A 17,293-nucleotide genomic window follows, 5' to 3' on the forward strand; every position below is an offset into this window, starting at 1 on the left:
TTACGTTTCGGGCGCCATGATAGGTGTCGAACGAGCGTTTGGAAAGATGACGTTAGCGTCAACGGAAGCGAATATAATCCGCGTTCAGTTATCGCCGACCAGCCCCCTAACGCGCTTCGCAAGCCAACCTGACGAGGGGAAGAGCGCTGGCGCCGCCCACCCCTTCCTCGTCAGCGATATCGAGCGCCAGAAGCGGTCGCTTGTCGAGGGCCGCCAGCAGCCGCGCGTGGCCTTTCGACGAGCCAACATGGGCGGCGATGCAATGGTCGAGCAGTTCGGCATCGATCCGATGCAGCACGGCGGCGGCGGCGCAGGCTGCAAAGCCGTCGAGCAACACCGGAACCTTCTGCACCCGGGCCGCAAGGATCGCGCCGGCGACGGCGGCGGTCTCGCGACCACCCAATTGCCGCAGGACCTGCAGGGGATCGTCCAAACCGCCCTCCTCCCGGGCCCGCTCGACAGCGGCGGTCACCAGATCAGGCGCGTCGGACCAGTCACTGGCCTGACCGCCGAACAGGGCGTGGGCCAGACAGGCGGCGATCATGTCGGACTCGGCGGCGATGACGCCGGGGATCAGCAGGTCCGGCTGCTTGGCCAGGGCTTCCATGCCGAAGGCCATGGTCGCGGCGCATTCCTTCTCGCTCATCGCGGCCGTGTCGACAGCGTTGGGCGTTGGGCGATCAACGGCGAGATCAAAAGCTTCAAGACCCGCGCCCTGGACCCCAGCCAGTCGGCAAACGGTCGCGCCGCCGGAGGCCACGGCCTCAAGACGGTCCCGGGCATAGCCGCGCGGCCCCACGCCCTGACGCGCGCCGGCATAAAGCGCCACGACCGGCCGGTTCACGGTCGGCGGCGTTTTTCCGGTCCAGGCCGTGAGCCAGGTCGAAATCTCCGCCAACCGGTCGGTCTGAACCAGGACGGGCGCTGGGCCTGCCGCCGGCGGACTTGAGGCCAGGGCGCGAATGTCGTCGAAGGGAGAAGCAGTCATGACGCGGGCTTTGGCGCCCGCATCCGATCTTGTAAAGGCGCTAGCGACCTAGCGTGCGAGCAGGGCCTGGCATGACCCATCGCGCTCGGCGATGAGATCGCTCCTGACGGACTCGTCGCCGCGCCGGGCTTGGCTACTGGCCGCCCTGGCCGCGTCGGACGCCTTGCCGATGGTATAGTCCGCCCGCCCCTGGCGCTGAGCCTTGATGAGACCGTCGAAAGCACCGACCTCGCCGCCGCCGAGACTTGACGCCTTGGCGAGCGCCTGACAGCGCGAGGCTTGAATGAACTGGCCGTCCGTCAGACGCGGCGCAGCCAGAACGGGCGAGGCAATGGCCAAGGCCAGGGCGACGCCGAAAAAGCGATTAATTTTCATGAGATTGCTCCTAAGCTGCAGGCGCGAGGGAGCCCGAACGCGCCGACTGTTGCGCGGTGCGAACGAACCAGAGACAATTGGCTATGGATCCGACCGCCACCCTGCCCCGCCCGATCAGCACGCCCTGCGTGAAGACCTGCGCCGTGGACGGTCGCACGGGCTACTGCCTGGGGTGCCGCCGCACCCTGCCGGAAATCGCCGCTTGGAGTCGCCTGAGCGATCAGGAACGGGCGGACATCATGGCTGCCCTTCCCGATCGACCAGACCCCCGGGCCAGCCTGACGGCCAGCCCGAGACAAGCGGACTAGGCGCCGCCGCCCAGCCAGGCGACGCAGGAGCCCTGACGTTCCGCCAGCAGCTTTTCCCTTTTTGCGCCTGTGGCTTTGTCGCCCTGGGCTTGGGCGGAATTGATCTTGTTATTGGCGGAGGCCCTGACCGGCAGTGCGCGCGACTGGGATTCAGCACGCAAAAACTGGTCTATGGCTGCCGTGTCGAGTCGTCCAAGACCTTCGGACGCCGCCAGGCCGCGGCAGCGAGCTGCCTGCAGGAACTGACTATCGGTAACCGCGGGGGCGGCCTGGGCGACACCCGTCAGCGCAGACACCGCGACAGCGGCGATGATGATGATCGACTTCATGTGCGTACCCTCGATAAGCAAGTTTTCTTGGGCGCACTGTTACTTCCCACACACTAAACTCGGAAGTTAATTCCAAGACATGTATTTCATTACACAAGTTTAATCACAGTCTTTATCGGAAAGCGGCAATCGTGGTTATGGCATCATTAACTATCAGCAATATTTCTTCGCTACGATTCACCGCTTGAAAACGCCTCACGACGTAAGGTCTGCATCAACGGCCGAAGAAACGGTCAAAAAGCCTATATGGCAGGGTGTCTTCGATGTTGAAATTCGCGGCGATCGCGATGGTGGGCGCGCTCTCGGCAGTGGGGGCCGCCAAGGCCGTTGTGTCCCTGGATGATCTGCGCCATCCGGACCTGCGCGCGCCGATGGCGGCTAGCGCCACGCTTGGCGGAGCCGACGGCGCCGCCCAGATCAGCAAGGGCGCTGACGGGCACTTCTGGGCCGAGGCCTCTGTCGACGGCAAGGCTGTTCGCTTCCTGGTCGACACCGGCGCCACGGCGGTCTCACTCAGCATGGCCGACGCCCAGCGCCTGGGCATCGACACCAACAAGCTCACCTATGACTACAGTGTCATCACCGCCGACGGCCGCACCCGCGCCGCCTCGGTGAAACTGGCCAGCGTCGCCATCGCCGGCGCGCGCATCCGCAACGTCGATGCTCTGGTCATCGAGAAGGGCCTCGAAACCTCCTTGTTGGGCATGAGCTATCTGGGACGGCTCTCACGCTTTGAAGCCACGCCCCAGGCCCTGATCCTGCACCCCTAGGAGCAAGGCGCGTGAAATCGGACTCACGCGCCTTGCTCTAGGTTTTTGGTTTCGCATGGTTTTTGCGGAAAACCGGCGTCCACTTTTCCGCACGATGCTTTAGACCGCTTCGGCGGTCCGGGCCTCGCGGGCCTGCAGCGCCTGACGCACAGCCTCCAGAGCGCGATCGACGACCTCCAGACCCGCCCCGGCGGGTACGCCCTCGACCGTCAGAATTCGACGCCAGGCCCGCGCGCCCGGCAAGCCATGGAACAGGCCCAGCATATGACGGCTCATGGCCGCCAGATGCACGCCGGCCGCCAGCTTCTCGGCCATATAGGGCTTGAAGCGCTCCACAGCCTCGAATTCGGAAACATCGGCGTCCGCCGCACCGAAGACCCGCCGGTCCACCGCACCCAGCAGGCCCGGTTCGTGATAGGCTGAGCGACCGAGCATCACGCCATCCACCTGGGCCAGATGGGTCTCGACCGCGTCCAGATCGGTGACGCCGCCATTGATCACGATGGTGAGGTTGGGTCGCTCGCGCTTGAGCCGGTAGACCAACTCATAGTCCAGCGGCGGAATGTCCCGGTTTTCCTTCGGCGACAGCCCCTTCAGCCAGGCCTTGCGCGCGTGGACCACGAAACTTTCCACCCCTGCGGCCGCGCTGGCGTCGACCAGGGCAAACAGGCTTTCTTCGGCATCCTGATCATCGACGCCGATCCGGCATTTCACGGTGGCCGGAACGGAAACCGCCGCCTTGATCGCCGCCATGCAGTCGGCCACCAGTTGCGGCTCACGCATCAGGCAGGCGCCGAACCGGCCGCTTTGCACGCGATCGGACGGGCACCCGACGTTCAGATTGATCTCGTCATAACCGAAATCCTCGCCAATCCGCGCGGCCAGGGCCAGCTCGGCCGGGTCTGATCCGCCCAGTTGCAGCGCGACGGGGTGCTGATCGGCGTCGAAACCCAGCAGCTTTTCCCGGTCGCCATGGATCACGGCGCCGCTGGTCACCATCTCCGAATAGAGCAGCGCGTGGCTGGACAGGGTGCGGTGCAGCGATCGGCAATGCCGGTCGCTCCAGTCCATCATAGGGGCAACCGAAAATCGATGCGATTGAAATTTCTGCATTCTTTATCGCAACTTCAAAACGTTGGTCGGTCCAGACAGTCGCCGGTTTGCCGCCAGGGCAAGACGCATCTCTAGGTCTCACCCCACACCTGGGGCGCTCTGCGGCGGTCGGTATATAGGCGAGACCTTCCGATAGCGCGAGAATGCAGTCCTCAGCTACTGAGCTCTAGCGTTGCGCGGCAGACCCTTCGAACGCCTCGAAATCCCGCTCAAGCCGCCATTGCAGGGCAGCCTTCGGGCTCTTGGCCAGAAAGGCGTCGCAGGCTGGCCCGGCCTTGGCGCAGGCCGGCGTCGGCTCCGCCTTCGAAACCCAGAGGCTGTCGCCGGGCAAGAAAGCGTACTCCAGACTGTCGCGCGCCGCGGCTTTCAGATCGAGATAGCGCAGGCCGTGCTCTGTCGCGGCGCGCAGATACTCCTGGGTCATGTCGATGCGCGACACGCCTTCGTCATCAGTCGACAGCACAACCGGCACGCCGGCCGCGCGGTAGAGGTTCAAGGGGTGGTCTGCGCCCTTCACCCCCAGAATGACGTCATTGCTGGTCAGGTTGATCTCGACGGCCACGCGATCCCGCGCCATCCGGGCCAGCAGCGCCGGGGCGTCGTCCTCATGGGCGATATCAACGCCGTGTCCGATACGTTTGGCTCCGGCCACCTCGACCGCTTCGCGGATGTGGAAGGTCAGATCGCGCGGCGGGGTCAGGCCCAGGGTCAGCTCCCCGGCGTGGAGCGCCAGCTTCACCTTCGGATAGCGTGCGGCCAGGAACTGGAACATCCGCATGTGCAGGGAATAGTCGGCCAGGGAGGTCGGATCATCCTCGGGATTGACGATGTTGACCCCGACGAAGCGCGGATCACCCTCGGCCAAGGCGAAAGCGGCCAGCATCTGGGCGAACACAAACCCTGGCGGCTGGGCGCGCTCGACGAAGGACTGGAAGCCCAGCACCACCTGGCAAGGTCCGGCCTTTGTCGAGGCGTCCGCCCCACAGTTCTGGCGACGGTCAGCCTCTGCGAGAGCGACGTCCAACTCGCTCCGGGACGCGACCACCATGGCCGGCAGACCTGGAGTCAGACGCGCCAGACTGCGTTCGAAGTCACCATCCCAGCGCCCCTGCCCCGCGACAGCGAAAGCCCGCATGGCATTGGGATTGGATGAGCTCTCGACATAGCTGACACGATCACTGGCGGCATATTCCCGGGTGACGGCAATCATCGGGCCCATATTGCCGACCGCCGAGGCGGCGAACCGGCCGAAGGTGGCAAAGAACTGATCGTGTCCGGATGCGGCGGCGCCATCGGCGCCGGGCGCATAGTTGCGCACCGAAAGCGCGTCGATCGCCCGATTATAGAGGGCGAGGTCGCGGCGCTCCAGGTCCTTGGCCGGAACCTTGCCGCCCCCGTCGCAGGGTCCGTCAATGATCCCCGGCGTCCGGCCGGTCGTGACACACTGCCCGGCAGCGCCGGCCCAGGCCAGGAAATCCTCGGCATAGGGCGCGCCCCAGAGATGATTGTGCAGGTCGCCGCCCTTGGGCATGGCCTTCAGGAACAGGCGCAACCGGGCACGGTCGTGAACGACGGCGTCAAAGCGGGCGGCGGTCCTGGCCTCAGGCGTTGGCGCGGACGCCGCAACAGCGGCCCCGGCGCAGAACAGGCTTGCGGCCCCGAGCAGCATCCCCAGTTCGCGCAGTCTCATCTTGGCCGTCATCATTGCCTGCCCCCCAAATCGTAGCGCCTTTTCCACGATGATTTGCCCGCCTTGGCAAATCCCCCTCAAGCCTGAGACGGCGCGAGAGTCCCGGTCCTGCAGGTCGAGCAGGCTTGCTCAATCTGCAGGACCGGATCCCGATGGCCTATCCGGTTCAGTCCAGCTTCAGCTTGCCGTCGACCCGGCGCGCGAGACCCAGCGGGTTTTCGGGCTTCAGTTCGTCGGCCAGCAGGGCCGTCGGCAGGTTCTGATAGCAAACCGGCCGCAGGAAGCGGGCGATGGCCAGGGACCCCACCGACGTGGTCCGGCTGTCCGACGTCGCCGGGAACGGACCGCCATGGACCATGGCGTGGCAGACCTCGACGCCGGTGCCAAAGCCGTTGACCAGGATCCGGCCGGCCTTCAGTTCCAGATCCGGCAGCAAGTCGGCGGCCAGAGCGTGGTCGGCCTCATCCATATGCAGCGCGATGGTCAGCTGGCCTTCGAGGGACAGGACGACCTTGTGCAGTTCAGCCATGTCCGCGCAGCGCACGACGATGGACGCCGCGCCGAACACTTCCTCGGCCAGATGGGGATGGGCCAGGAAGTCCGCGCCCGAGACGCTGAACAGGGCCGCCTGCCCTCGGTTGCCATCCGACGCCTGCCCCTTGGCGACCTCAGTGACCACCTTGGACTCGGACAGCGCGCGCACACCGGTGGCGTAAACACGGGAAATGGCCGGGGTCAGCATGACGGCGGCCGGAACCGGCTTCAGGGCCTCTTCGGCCGCGGCCAGGAAGCCGCTCAGCTCAGGCCCTTCCAGCGCCAGGATCAGACCCGGATTGGTGCAGAACTGCCCCGCGCCGAGCGTCAGGGCGCCGACGAAGTCCTTGGCGATGACAGCACCGCGGGCAGCCAGGGCGCTGGGGAACAGCACCACCGGATTGATGCTGCTCATCTCGGCATAGAACGGGATCGGCTCTGGACGCCCTTGGGCGACGGCGGCCAGGGCCAGACCCCCGCGACGCGAGCCCGTGAAACCGGCGGCCTTGATGCGCGGATCGGCCACCAGGGCCTGGCTGATCTCGAACCCGCTGTCATGGATCAGGCTGAAGACGCCGGGATGCAGGCCGCAGGCGGCGACCGCCGACTGGATGGCGCGGCCCATCATCTCAGATGTGCCCGGATGAGCCGGGTGCGCCTTGACCACGACGGGGCACCCCGCCGCCAGGGCCGAAGCGGTGTCGCCGCCGGCCACCGAGAAGGCGAGCGGGAAGTTGGAGGCGCCAAACACCGCCACAGGACCCAGGGGCACGTTGCGCAGACGCAGGTCAGGACGCGGCATCGGTTGGCGGTCTGGAAGGGCCGGATCAATCCGGGTCTCGAGAAAACCGCCGTCACGCAGCACGCTGGCGAACAGGCGAAGCTGACCCATGGTGCGACCACGCTCGCCTTCCAGCCGGCCGCGCGGCAGGCCGCTCTCAGCCATGACGCGGACGATAAGATCGTCGCCCAAGGCCTCGATATGCTCAGCGATGGTTTCGAGGAACGTCGCGCGCGTCTCGTACGGAAGGGCTCGGTAGGGTTGGAACGCCGCCGCCGCCTGGGCGCAGGCTGTTTCCAGATCGCTCCGACTGGCGCCGCCGAAGGCGGGCTCCATCACTTGGCCCGTGGCGGGATCGATCCCGCGAATTTCACCTTGAAGGCCGCGCGTTGCGCCGCCTCCCATCAACAGTTCACCGGTTAGCTGCACGTAGAGGGTCCTTGGGTTGAAGGCGGGAGGTCAGAGCGATCTGTTCCAGCGCCTTGCCGTTCATTGGGTCAGTCTGGAACGATCGAAGAGACGCGCCTTGACCTATAGCGATATGGGGTCGTGGCGATCGACGTCGCCTTGTCGCACCGCAGTTCGTGAGCGTGCCGCAGGGCGGCGCGCAATCTTGCCGCCCGGACATGACCGTTTTCCGATCAGCTCCTCCCAGAAGCGCCTTGTATAACCCAAGCCCGCCGTCGAACAGAGGACCAAGTCGGTTTCCGAGCGGATAAACCAACGGATGGCGCACCCGCTCGACGCTTGAACCTGATCCAACCGGACGACAACGGCGTCGCAGTCCGGCCTGGGGCAGCTGGCAAGGATCAGGCCTCTATATCGACATCCTTGGTTTCCTTGAGGAACAGGATGCCAATCACCGCCGTCACGCCGGCGACGACGATCGGATACCAAAGGCCATAATAGATATTGCCCGTCGCAGCGACCATGGCGAAGGCCGTGGTGGGCAGGAACCCGCCGAACCACCCATTGCCGATGTGATAGGGCAAGCTCATCGAGGTGTAGCGGATATTGGTCGGGAACATCTCGACCAGCATCGCCGCGATCGGGCCATAGACCATGGTCACATAGATCACCAAGATCGCCAGAATGCCGACAACCAGCGGCTTGTTGACCAGGGCGCTGTCGGCCTTGGCGGGATAGCCGGCCGACGTCAGCGCGGCGCCCAGTTCAGTCTCCCAGCTCTTCTTGCGGGCGGCGAAGGCCGTCTTGTCGAGGGTCTCCCCCGGGAACGAGGCCAGGGCCACCGCCCCGATGCGCACCTGGGCCACGGAACCGGCCGGAGCGGCCGCGTTGCTGTAGGTAACCCCCGCCTTGGCCAGATAGGACTTGGCCAGGTCGCACGAGGTGTTGAACACCGTCTTGCCGATCGGATCGAACTGAACCGAGCAGTCGGCGGGATCCGCCACGACCGTCACCGGCGAGGCGGCGACGGCGGCGGCCAACTGCGGATTGGCGGCCACGGTCAGGGTCTTGAACAGCGGAAAATAGGTCAGGCAGGCCAGGACGCAGCCGAGCATGATGATCCATTTGCGGCCGATCCTGTCCGACAGCCAGCCGAAGAAGACAAAGAACGGCGTCCCGATCAGCAGGGAGACGGCCACCAGCCCATTGGTGAGACCGCCATCGACCTTGAGCATCTTCTCCAGGAAAAACAGGGCGTAGAACTGTCCCGTGTACCACACCACCGCCTGGCCGGCCGTCAGCCCGACAAGGGCCAGGATGACGATCTTCAGATTACCCCACTTGGCGAAAGAGTCGGTCAGAGGCTGTTTGCTGCCCTTGCCCTCGTCGATCATTTTCTGAAACGACGGGCTTTCAGACAGTTGCAGCCGGATCCACAGCGACACCCCCAGCAGAAGCACCGAAATCAGAAACGGGATGCGCCAGCCGAAGGCCTTGAAGGCGTCCTCGCCGACCGCATTGCGGGTCAGCAGGATGACGATCAGGCTCAGGAACAAGCCAAAGGTCGCGGTGATCTGGATGAAGCTGGTGTAGAGGCCGCGGCGATTGTGCGGCGCGTGTTCGGCCACATAGGTCGCCGCGCCGCCATATTCGCCGCCGAGGGCCAGGCCCTGGACGAGGCGCATCGCCACCAGGGCGATGGGCGCGGCGATCCCGATCGTCTCGTAGCTGGGCAGCAGGCCGACCACAAAGGTCGACAGGCCCATCAGAAGCATGGTGACGAGGAAGGTGTTCTTGCGGCCCCAAAGATCGCCGAGGCGGCCGAACACCAGGGCTCCAAAGGGCCGGACGGCGAAACCGGCGGCGAAGGCCAGCAGGGCAAAGATATACCCCGTCGTCTCGTTCACCCCAGAGAAGAAATGGTGGGTGATATAGGTGGCCAGCGAGCCGTACAGATAGAAGTCGTACCACTCGAAGACGGTGCCCACCGAGGCCGCTCCGATGACCAATCCATCCCTGCGACCGACCACAACTCCGTCTTTCGCGCCCAGATTGTTGGCTTTGGCCATGTGCTTCCCCCGTTTTAGTGACCGCTACCACGGCATGAGTTGGGCGTCACCAGCGGTCACAATCCGGAGACTCGGCATTCTATCGACGCCCAACAGCCATTTGAAGGTCAACCTTGCCCCAAATTATCCTTAAACACCCGTATTTGCTGGGATGACGTGACAAAACCTTCCCGGTTCGTCAGGGTCTACCTTCCTTGATTCCACTTGAGATGAGCTAACATCATGAACGTTTCGGATCTGGTCGACGCCGCCGTTGCTGCCGACGACAAGCTGACCAAGGCTCAGGCCAAGTCGATCATCGACGGCGTCTTCAAGTCGCTGACGGACGCCGCCGTGAAGGGCGAAGAAGTCTCGATCCCCGGCTTTGGCAAGTTCAAGGTCCAGGCCAAGCCGGCCCGCACCGGCCGCAACCCGGCCACGGGCGCGGCGATCGAGATCGCGGCCTCCAAGAAGGTCGCCTTCACGCCGGCCAAGCAACTGAAGGACGCCGTCAACGGCTAGTCCCTCGGCTTTGAGGCGACCGGCGGACTTCAGGTCCGCCGGTCGTTTTCTTCTACGGATCAACAGAACCAACCGGCGGTCCCGCGCCAGGACGTCGCGTACTATTGCGCCCCTACGCGTTTGCGAGGGACCGGGCGAAAGCCTGCCCGTCAGAGCGATCCCAGGCGGATGACCTCGCCCTGGATAGTGGAAGCGGCCCCGCCAAGACCGGCCGCCTGATCACCCCTCGCCTTTCGTTCGCTGTAGCGATCGACCAGATAGTCGGCATGACCCCGCGTCAGCAGGGTGAACTTGACCAATTCCTCCATCACGTCGACCACGCGATCATAGTAGGCCGAAGGCTTCATGCGGCCGTCGTCATCGAACTCCTTCCAGGCCATGGCCACCGAAGACTGGTTGGGAATGGTGATCATTCGCATCCACCGCCCCAGCAAGCGTAGGGTATTGACGGCGTTGAACGACTGAGATCCGCCGCTGACCTGCATCACGGCCAGGGTGCGGCCCTGAGTGGGCCTTATGCTGCCCATCTCCAGCGGCAGCCAGTCGATCTGGCTCTTGAACACCCCCGTGATCGCGCCGTGCCGCTCGGGACTGCACCAGACCTGCCCCTCCGACCACAGTGATAGATCGCGAAGCTCCTGAACCTTAGGGTGACTGGCGTCGACGGAGTCCGGCAGGGGAAGATCGCGCGGATCGAAGATCTTGGTCTCCGCCCCCAGCGTTTGCAGGATGCGCGCCGCCTCCTCGACCAACAGTCGGCTGAAGGATGGTTCGCGAAGCGATCCATAGAGCAGCAGAATACGCGGGGCGTGGCCAAGAGCGGTCGGCTCCAGCCGGGCCTGATCCGGCGCGGCAAGATAGGCGGACTCCAAGGCGGGCAGATCGTTCACGGGCGCTCCGGGGCGTTCAGGAAGGACAAGGTCTTTCCCCTGTCACACATTTCGATTATATTCGAAACATGGAAATGAATTCCGCCATCGCAAGCCTCTCGGCCCTGGCCCATACCGGCCGACTGTCGGCGTTCAGGATACTGATCCAAGCTGGCGCATCGGGCCTGGCCGCCGGCGAAATCGCCCGCCAACTGGACATCCCGCCCAGCACCCTGTCGAGCCACTTGGCGATCCTAGACCATGCGGGACTGACCCGATCACGGCGCGATGGCCGCTCGATCATCTACACGGCCGAATACGGGGCGATGCAAAAGCTGCTGGGCTTCCTGCTGGAAGATTGTTGCGCTGGCGCTCCGGAAATCTGCGCCCCGTTGAGCGACATGCTGGTCAAGGTCGCCGCCTGTGACGGAACCTGCATTACCGAACCGGAGACCGCATGAGCGCGACCCAAGACGCCAGAGCGCTGAACGTCCTGTTTCTCTGCACCCACAACTCGGCCCGTTCCATCCTGGCCGAGTCGATCATGAACAGGGTCGGCGCGGGCCGTTTCAAGGCCTATTCGGCCGGCTCGATGCCCAGCGGAACGATCAATCCGCACGCGATCCACCTGCTGGGCCACCTCAACTACAAGACCGACCATCTGCGTTCAAAGTCCTGGGACGAGTTCTCCAAGGCCAGCTATCCCGACGCCCCCGATCTCGATTTCGTCTTCACCGTCTGCGACAACGCCGCCGGCGAGGTCTGCCCGATCTGGCCCGGCCAACCGATGACAGCGCACTGGGGTGTTCCCGATCCCTCCGCCGTGAAAGGAGCCGAGGCCCAGATCGCCCTGGCCTTCGCCGAGACCTACCGTCAGCTGAACAATCGCATCGCCCTTTTCTGCGCCCTGCCCATGGCCTCGATCGACAAGCTGTCGTTGCAACGCCGCCTCGACCAGATCGGCAAGGCGCAGGCTCCCGACGAACCCGCCGCTTGAGATCAAGAGCTCCGCATGTCCATCTTCGAACGCTACCTGACCCTGTGGGTGGCGCTGTGCATCATCGCCGGCATTGCTCTGGGCCACGCCTTTTCCCCCGCCTTTCATCTGATCGGATCCGCCGAGGTCGCCAAGGTCAACCTGCCGATGGCCGGCCTGATTTGGCTGATGATCATTCCGATGCTGATCAAGGTCGATTTCGCGGCCCTGGGTGAGGTCCGCGATCACTGGCGCGGTATCGGCGTCACGCTGTTCATCAACTGGGTAGTCAAGCCGTTCGGCATGGCGGCCCTGGGCTGGATTTTCATCGCGCATCTCTTCCGCCCGTGGCTCCCGGCCGACCAGATCGACAGCTATATCGCCGGCCTGATCCTGCTGGCGGCGGCGCCCTGTACGGCCATGGTCTTCGTCTGGAGCAACCTGACTCGCGGCGATCCCAACTTCACGCTCAGCCAGGTCGCGCTGAACGACACCATCATGGTCGTGGCCTTTGCGCCCATCGTCGGCCTGTTGCTGGGCCTCTCGGCCATCACCGTGCCCTGGCCGACCTTGGCCCTGTCGGTGGGGCTCTACATCATCGTTCCGGTCGTCGTCGCCCAGTTGGTCCGCAAGTCTGTTTTGGCCTCTGGCGGTCAAGCCGCGCTCAATGCCCTGATGACCCGGCTGCAACCACTGTCGATCATCGCCCTGCTCGCCATCCTGGTGATGCTGTTCGGCTTCCAGGGCGACCAGATCATCAAGCAGCCGCTGATCATCGCCATCCTGGCTGTTCCCATCCTTATCCAAGTCTATTTCAATTCCGGCCTGGCTTACCTGTTGAACCGTCTGACCGGCGAAGCGCATTGCGTGGCTGGCCCGTCAGCCCTGATCGGGGCCAGCAATTTCTTCGAGCTGGCCGTCGCCGCCGCCATCAGCATCTTCGGCTTCCAGTCCGGCGCCGCCCTGGCCACCGTGGTTGGGGTTTTGATCGAAGTGCCGGTGATGTTGTCGATCGTCGCCATCGTGAACGCCAGCCGGGGCTGGTATGAGCGCGGCGAGGCCGTTCGCAAGGTGGCCGCCGGCCGCGAAACCCTTCCTCCCTCTTCAGATTGCTGAGCCATGACCGACGCTGATTTTCCCGTGGTGATCTTCCACAACCCCGCCTGCGGCACCTCCCGCAACGTCGTGGCGATGGTGCAGGCCGCCGGCTACGCGCCCAAGGTCATCGAGTACCTCAAGGCGGGATGGACCCACGACCAGCTCCGCGACCTGGCCGTCCAGGCCGGCGTCCCGCTCCGCGACCTGATGCGCGACAAGGGAACGCCCGCCGCCGAACTGGGCCTGCTGGACCCCGGCGCGTCGACCGAAGCCATCCTCGACGCCATGGTCGCCCACCCCATCCTGGTCAATCGGCCGATCGTGGTGACCCCCAGAGGCGTCGCTCTGTGTCGGCCGTCCGAGAGGGTCTTCCCCCTGCTGGACAAAACTCCGGAAAACTTTACCAAGGAGGATGGAGACGTGGTCTCGGCGGGCGATTGAGCCACCATGGTCAAGCTTGCTCCGCTCACGGATTGCCTGTCGCAAAGCCGTCTCTGACTTGTGAAAAAAGCCATCTGACGGGCGCTGATCGCCGCCCGACGCCACCGGGGTACGACGCCATGAACAAGCTCCTTGGAGCCGCCGCCGCCATCGCCTTGCTGGCCGCCGCCGACAACGCTTACGCCGCGCGGGACTATGTCTGGGCCGCCGGTTCCTCGACCGTGTTCCCGTTCTCCACCCGCGTAGCCGAAAACTACGCCAAGAAGACTGGCAACAAGTCTCCCAAGATCGAAAGCCTCGGCACCGGCGGCGGCATAAAAATGTTCTGCGGCGGCATGGGCGAAGGCTTCCCGGACATCGCCAACGCCTCGCGTCAGATGAAGAAGTCCGAGTTCGAAGCCTGCGCGGCCAAAGGCGTCACGGACATCGTCGAACTGAAGATCGGCTTCGACGGCATCGTGGTGGCGATGGACAAAAAGGCTCCCGACTTCAACTTCAAGCTCGAGCAGCTGTATCTGGGCCTGGCCGACAACACGCTGCGCGGCGGGCAGTTGGTCAAGAACCCCTACAAGACCTGGCATGAGATCGGGGCCAACCTGCCCGACACGCGCATTCTGGTCTATGGACCGCCGCCCACCTCCGGAACCCGTGACGCCTGGATCGAGCTGGTCATGGAAAACGGGGCCCACACCTTCCCGACCCTGGCCAATCTGAAGGCCAGCGACGACAAGGCCTTCAAGGCAAAGGTCTCGCCCCTGCGCACCGATGGCGGTTGGGTCGACGCCGGCGAGAACGACAACGCCATCATCGGCACGATCCAGAAGACGCCCAACGCGCTTGGCGTGTTCGGCTTTTCCTTCCTTGAGCAGAACGCCAACACCATCAAGGCCGCCAGCGTCGACGGCGTGAAGCCGACGATCGAGACGATCACCAGCGGGGACTATCCGATCTCGCGCTCGCTCTTCATCTACGTGAAAAAGGGCCAGATCGGCGTCACGCCAGGCCTCAGCGAATTCCTCAGCGAGTTTGTGTCCGACGCGGCAACCGGTCGGGGCGGCTATCTGCAATCGCGCGGTCTGATCCCGCTGCCGCCCAAGCTGCACATGGACAATAAAGCCAAGGCCAAGGCCTTGCCGGTCATGGCCGCGCCGAAGTCCTGATCCTTGGACGATCCGCTGGACCCACGCGCCGTCGGTCCAGCGGACGCCCGATCCCAAACAATCCTAGAGCAAGGCGCGTGAAATCGGACTCCCGCAGCTTGCTCTAGGTTTTTGTTTTCGCATCGTTTTTGCGGAAAACCGGCGTCCACTTTTCCGCACGATGCTTTAGTTTGTCGGTCGATCCGGAGCGGCGCGCGACGTCATGCCCGCAGCGGCGGCGTCTTCCGCCATCTGGGCGTCAAGGGGCGGCGTCTCTCTAACCGGGCCCGCAGCCGGCGCAGCGACGACCGGAGCCTCGATCTGACGCGGCGCCGGAACCGCCGCGGCGCTCCCGATCGCGGCGGCGGCTGCGTCATCGGCCGCCGTCCGCATCTCCGGCCCCTCGTCATAGCCCCCCAGGCCCGCCGTCAGGAACAGGATGGTTCCAAAGGTCGCCAGAACACCCACGACAAAGCCGAGCAATATCCATCCGAACGGATTTCCGCGACGTTCAGCGCTCATTCCAGCCCCCTGCCCCTTGGGGCTAAGTTCCCTGCCAGCGTCGGACGGGCCCGACGTCGACATGTACAAATCTGGTTTCGGGATAGTACCCGACGCCGCCGCGCTTGATCGTCAACGCCGCGGCGCGAAGTCGATCCAGGGCGACATCTTCCAGATATATGTCCATGGCCTTGCCGTCCATGTGCAGGCTGTGTTTGGCGACCTGGCCACTGCGCGCGGAAAGCAAGGCGTTGCTGGCCGGAGAGCGGTAACCCGAGATCACCTGGAAGGCCTTCCGGGTGTCGGTCTTGCGATGAAGCTCGCCCAAGAGGTCGAAAAGCTCGACATTCATCGGCGCAACCTCGCCAGTGCGATGGTCACGCAGCACCTTGTTCAACGCCGTGAGGGCGTCGGGGACATAGGCCCCGTTCTCCCAATAGACGGCTTCGAGCTTTTCTGCGGTGTGCACGTTGTGCAAGGACAACCACTTGGGCTCAACGGCCGGAACCGTCCTCACGACCGGCGCGACGGAAGCGCCTTGAGCCTCCAGAATCGCACCGATGATGTCGTCCTGGGCATAGGCGCTAGGCGCAACCGCGCTGACGCCAAAAACGCTCAGGCTGAGCTTAAGCAGTCTACGCCGTTCGATCATCACGCCAGTCCCAACATCACACGGTCGGGAATGACACCCCAGGCCGCGACTGAGGTCAAGCTGAGCCACGGGTGGCTGCGTCGATACGCTGCATCAAGATCCGGTCCCAGCCATAGGGATCGTCGCGGAAATTGACCTGACCATCAGGCGTCACATAGGCCGTCCAATACAGCAGGAAAACCGCCATCGGCTGGGGCAGCGTCGCTCGCACCGTCTTGCCGCTGGCGATGGTCGCGTCGATCGCCTCCGGCGTCCAGACAGGGTCACCTTCCATGACGGCGCGCGCGAGGTCCGTCGGCCTTTCCACGCGAACGCAGCCGTGGCTGGCCAGACGGCTGTAGCTGGAGAAGCGGGCGCGGCTGGGCGTGTCGTGCAGGTAGACGCCGTAGGGATTGAGAAAGTCGAACTTGATCAAACCCAAGGCCGCCTTGGGTCCGGCCGTCTGTTGCAGGCGCGATCCGCCGTCGCCGGTGGGGATGACGATGAAATCGTTGCGCGCCAGATAGCCTGGATTGGCGCGTTCCTTCGGCCACAACTCCCGCGAGGCGATCGAGGACGGAACGTTCCAGGGCGGATTGAGAACGATGCTGTGGATCTGCGACTGCAGCATCGGTGTCTCGTCCCCTGGGCGTCCCGTCACGGCGCGCATGGTCAGGATGGGACTGTCGTGATGAAACATCGACAGCACGGCGGCGGCGATATTCACCTGGATGCGGTCGGCCGGCAGGACCTGCGGCAACCATCGCCAGCGCTCCATATTGGCGACAATCTGATCCAGACGCTGCTCGACCGACATGTTGAGTGCGTCACGGGTGGCAGGGCCCAGAACGCCATCGGGATTAAGACCGAAGCGCTTCTGAGCGCGCATCAGGGCCTGAGCCAAGCCTTCATCGAACACAGCGGCGCCATCGACCGCGACGGTGGGATCTTCGACGGCGAGACGCGCCTCCAGCGCCACGACCAGCGGATCGGTCGAGCCCAGCTTGAGGCTAGGCCCTGCCGGCAAAGGCGCCCAACCGCCCCGCGCGGCGATGTCGCGATAGGTCGCCAGGCCCCGCCGCAAGGTCTGATAGCCGGTATAGGGCGGCGGCAAGGTGTCCAGCCAAGCCCTCATACGATCCTGGGCGGCGGCCTGTACGAACTCCGCGCCTGGATCATAGTCGACAGGACGCAGGCCCCAGTCCGACCGGAAGCCGCTGGCGGGCAATAGACCAGACCGCACGGCCTTGGCATAGGCCAGGGTCAGGCCGATCAGTTGGGTGTTGCCCGACTGACGCGAAACCGGGTCCTTTGAGGCCAGCAAGGACAGGGCTTGTGCAGGCGAATAGGCGCCGAGTTCGAAGCCATGACTGGGCGCCTCGGTCAGGGCCCGCGCCAACACCTCGATTTGACCGGCCCGCAGCGATACGGCGTACGGATTGACCGGCGGACTGTCGGGCTGTGGCATGACCTGAACCGGGGTCGAGCCAAATTGGGGCGGCCGCTGAGCCTGGGCCTGGGCCTGGGCGTCCAGGCTCGAAAGGAGCCAGACGGCGCCGGCGGCCAGCGCGGAAGATCGTCGAAAAAAACCCATCACTGTCTATGAATCTCGCCGCGCGCCAGCGCGCGGCGTCTCCGCGCCACGCCAAATGGCCGCTCCGGCGCGGTTCCGTCAACGCGTGTATCGTGATAAGCGAAAGGCATCATGGATCCCGGCCTTGTTTTCCAGAAATGGGAACTGGGCGTAGCGTCAATGGTTCCGTAGAGCGGCC

The 17,293-nt window shown here is 64.5% G+C and carries 19 protein-coding genes; 8 read left to right on the plus strand and 11 right to left on the minus strand.

Going from position 1 to position 17,293, the window contains the following annotated elements:
- Positions 1-106: 106 nt before the first annotated feature.
- Together ACW18B_RS14720 and ACW18B_RS14725 are read right to left on the minus strand one after the other, a co-directional pair.
- Positions 107-988 carry a nicotinate-nucleotide--dimethylbenzimidazole phosphoribosyltransferase gene (locus ACW18B_RS14720; RefSeq protein ID WP_492047773.1) on the minus strand — a complete coding sequence of 294 codons (882 nt, stop codon included), beginning with the start codon at positions 986-988 and terminating at the stop codon, positions 107-109.
- 48 nt (positions 989-1,036) lie between these two features.
- On the minus strand, positions 1,037-1,363 hold the full coding sequence (locus ACW18B_RS14725) for a hypothetical protein (protein WP_492047774.1): 327 nt from the start codon (positions 1,361-1,363) through the stop codon (positions 1,037-1,039).
- Between the two features lie 83 nt (positions 1,364-1,446).
- Between ACW18B_RS14725 and ACW18B_RS14730 the strand changes: the two genes are divergently transcribed.
- Positions 1,447-1,671 (plus strand): DUF1289 domain-containing protein, encoded by a 225-nt coding sequence (locus tag ACW18B_RS14730; protein WP_492047775.1) that lies wholly within the window; start codon positions 1,447-1,449, stop codon positions 1,669-1,671.
- On the opposite strand, the gene ACW18B_RS14735 is transcribed toward ACW18B_RS14730, so the two are convergent.
- Positions 1,668-2,000, minus strand: coding sequence for a hypothetical protein (locus tag ACW18B_RS14735; RefSeq protein ID WP_492047776.1), 333 nt, complete (start codon positions 1,998-2,000; stop codon positions 1,668-1,670). The genes ACW18B_RS14730 and ACW18B_RS14735 overlap by 4 nt on opposite strands.
- Positions 2,001-2,254: 254 nt before the next feature.
- On the opposite strand from ACW18B_RS14735, the gene ACW18B_RS14740 reads away from it, so the two are divergent.
- On the plus strand, positions 2,255-2,770 hold the full coding sequence (locus ACW18B_RS14740; protein WP_492047777.1) for a TIGR02281 family clan AA aspartic protease: 516 nt from the start codon (positions 2,255-2,257) through the stop codon (positions 2,768-2,770).
- Between the two features lie 99 nt (positions 2,771-2,869).
- Here ACW18B_RS14740 and dusA read toward each other — a convergent pair whose 3' ends face one another.
- The 4 genes from dusA to ACW18B_RS14760 form a co-directional block, all read right to left on the minus strand.
- Positions 2,870-3,883, minus strand: coding sequence for a tRNA dihydrouridine(20/20a) synthase DusA (dusA, locus tag ACW18B_RS14745; protein WP_492047778.1), 1,014 nt, complete (start codon positions 3,881-3,883; stop codon positions 2,870-2,872).
- A gap of 166 nt (positions 3,884-4,049) precedes the next feature.
- Positions 4,050-5,588 carry an adenosine deaminase family protein gene (locus ACW18B_RS14750; RefSeq protein WP_492047779.1) on the minus strand — a complete coding sequence of 513 codons (1,539 nt, stop codon included), beginning with the start codon at positions 5,586-5,588 and terminating at the stop codon, positions 4,050-4,052.
- Between the two features lie 151 nt (positions 5,589-5,739).
- A complete protein-coding gene (locus ACW18B_RS14755) occupies positions 5,740-7,293 on the minus strand; it encodes an aldehyde dehydrogenase (NADP(+)) (RefSeq protein ID WP_492051734.1) in 1,554 nt (517 codons plus the stop codon).
- A gap of 404 nt (positions 7,294-7,697) precedes the next feature.
- Positions 7,698-9,365, minus strand: a complete 1,668-nt coding sequence (locus ACW18B_RS14760) for an MFS transporter (RefSeq protein ID WP_492047780.1) — start codon at positions 9,363-9,365, stop codon at positions 7,698-7,700.
- A 222-nt stretch (positions 9,366-9,587) separates the two neighbouring features.
- On the opposite strand from ACW18B_RS14760, the gene ACW18B_RS14765 reads away from it, so the two are divergent.
- Entirely contained in the window at positions 9,588-9,866 is a 279-nt protein-coding gene (locus ACW18B_RS14765; RefSeq protein WP_108504974.1) for an HU family DNA-binding protein, read from the plus strand.
- Positions 9,867-10,015: 149 nt separating this feature from the next.
- Here the strand turns inward: ACW18B_RS14765 and arsH are convergent, their stop codons facing one another.
- On the minus strand, positions 10,016-10,756 hold the full coding sequence (arsH, locus tag ACW18B_RS14770; RefSeq protein ID WP_492047781.1) for an arsenical resistance protein ArsH: 741 nt from the start codon (positions 10,754-10,756) through the stop codon (positions 10,016-10,018).
- A 68-nt stretch (positions 10,757-10,824) separates the two neighbouring features.
- Between arsH and ACW18B_RS14775 the strand changes: the two genes are divergently transcribed.
- From ACW18B_RS14775 to ACW18B_RS14795, 5 genes are all read left to right on the plus strand, one after another.
- Positions 10,825-11,196 (plus strand): ArsR/SmtB family transcription factor, encoded by a 372-nt coding sequence (locus ACW18B_RS14775; protein WP_492047782.1) that lies wholly within the window; start codon positions 10,825-10,827, stop codon positions 11,194-11,196.
- Entirely contained in the window at positions 11,193-11,732 is a 540-nt protein-coding gene (locus tag ACW18B_RS14780) for an arsenate reductase ArsC (RefSeq protein WP_492047783.1), read from the plus strand. Before ACW18B_RS14775 ends, ACW18B_RS14780 begins: the two co-directional genes overlap by 4 nt.
- Before the next feature lie 15 nt (positions 11,733-11,747).
- Positions 11,748-12,827: an ACR3 family arsenite efflux transporter gene (gene arsB / locus ACW18B_RS14785; protein WP_492047784.1), complete on the plus strand. Its 1,080-nt coding sequence runs from the start codon at positions 11,748-11,750 to the stop codon at positions 12,825-12,827.
- 3 nt (positions 12,828-12,830) lie between these two features.
- Positions 12,831-13,250, plus strand: coding sequence for an arsenate reductase (glutaredoxin) (gene arsC, locus ACW18B_RS14790; protein WP_492047785.1), 420 nt, complete (start codon positions 12,831-12,833; stop codon positions 13,248-13,250).
- 119 nt (positions 13,251-13,369) lie between these two features.
- A complete protein-coding gene (locus ACW18B_RS14795; protein WP_492047786.1) occupies positions 13,370-14,410 on the plus strand; it encodes a substrate-binding domain-containing protein in 1,041 nt (346 codons plus the stop codon).
- A gap of 165 nt (positions 14,411-14,575) precedes the next feature.
- On the opposite strand, the gene ACW18B_RS14800 is transcribed toward ACW18B_RS14795, so the two are convergent.
- The 3 genes from ACW18B_RS14800 to ACW18B_RS14810 are packed head-to-tail and all read right to left on the minus strand — an operon-like array spanning position 14,576 to position 17,115.
- Positions 14,576-14,911 (minus strand): hypothetical protein, encoded by a 336-nt coding sequence (locus ACW18B_RS14800; RefSeq protein ID WP_492047787.1) that lies wholly within the window; start codon positions 14,909-14,911, stop codon positions 14,576-14,578.
- A 22-nt stretch (positions 14,912-14,933) separates the two neighbouring features.
- Positions 14,934-15,542, minus strand: coding sequence for a peptidoglycan L,D-endopeptidase MepK (gene mepK, locus ACW18B_RS14805; protein WP_492047788.1), 609 nt, complete (start codon positions 15,540-15,542; stop codon positions 14,934-14,936).
- A gap of 55 nt (positions 15,543-15,597) precedes the next feature.
- Complete coding sequence (locus ACW18B_RS14810) at positions 15,598-17,115, minus strand: L,D-transpeptidase family protein (protein ID WP_492047789.1); 1,518 nt, start codon at positions 17,113-17,115, stop codon at positions 15,598-15,600.
- Positions 17,116-17,293: the final 178 nt, after the last annotated feature.

This window comes from Caulobacter sp. FV2ps19, assembly GCF_058681035.1.

Coding starts and splice junctions, on each gene's coding strand:
- ACW18B_RS14755 (WP_492051734.1), bottom strand. CDS start 7,293: ATGGGAGGCGGCGCAACGCGCGGCCTTCAAGGTGAAATTCGCGGGATC.
- ACW18B_RS14810 (WP_492047789.1), bottom strand. CDS start 17,115: ATGGGTTTTTTTCGACGATCTTCCGCGCTGGCCGCCGGCGCCGTCTGG.
- ACW18B_RS14720 (WP_492047773.1), bottom strand. CDS start 988: ATGACTGCTTCTCCCTTCGACGACATTCGCGCCCTGGCCTCAAGTCCG.
- ACW18B_RS14735 (WP_492047776.1), bottom strand. CDS start 2,000: ATGAAGTCGATCATCATCATCGCCGCTGTCGCGGTGTCTGCGCTGACG.
- ACW18B_RS14775 (WP_492047782.1), top strand. CDS start 10,825: ATGGAAATGAATTCCGCCATCGCAAGCCTCTCGGCCCTGGCCCATACC.
- dusA (WP_492047778.1), bottom strand. CDS start 3,883: ATGCAGAAATTTCAATCGCATCGATTTTCGGTTGCCCCTATGATGGAC.
- ACW18B_RS14765 (WP_108504974.1), top strand. CDS start 9,588: ATGAACGTTTCGGATCTGGTCGACGCCGCCGTTGCTGCCGACGACAAG.
- arsB (WP_492047784.1), top strand. CDS start 11,748: ATGTCCATCTTCGAACGCTACCTGACCCTGTGGGTGGCGCTGTGCATC.
- ACW18B_RS14750 (WP_492047779.1), bottom strand. CDS start 5,588: ATGATGACGGCCAAGATGAGACTGCGCGAACTGGGGATGCTGCTCGGG.
- ACW18B_RS14800 (WP_492047787.1), bottom strand. CDS start 14,911: ATGAGCGCTGAACGTCGCGGAAATCCGTTCGGATGGATATTGCTCGGC.
- ACW18B_RS14760 (WP_492047780.1), bottom strand. CDS start 9,365: ATGGCCAAAGCCAACAATCTGGGCGCGAAAGACGGAGTTGTGGTCGGT.
- arsC (WP_492047785.1), top strand. CDS start 12,831: ATGACCGACGCTGATTTTCCCGTGGTGATCTTCCACAACCCCGCCTGC.
- ACW18B_RS14730 (WP_492047775.1), top strand. CDS start 1,447: ATGGATCCGACCGCCACCCTGCCCCGCCCGATCAGCACGCCCTGCGTG.
- ACW18B_RS14795 (WP_492047786.1), top strand. CDS start 13,370: ATGAACAAGCTCCTTGGAGCCGCCGCCGCCATCGCCTTGCTGGCCGCC.
- ACW18B_RS14725 (WP_492047774.1), bottom strand. CDS start 1,363: ATGAAAATTAATCGCTTTTTCGGCGTCGCCCTGGCCTTGGCCATTGCC.
- ACW18B_RS14780 (WP_492047783.1), top strand. CDS start 11,193: ATGAGCGCGACCCAAGACGCCAGAGCGCTGAACGTCCTGTTTCTCTGC.
- mepK (WP_492047788.1), bottom strand. CDS start 15,542: ATGATCGAACGGCGTAGACTGCTTAAGCTCAGCCTGAGCGTTTTTGGC.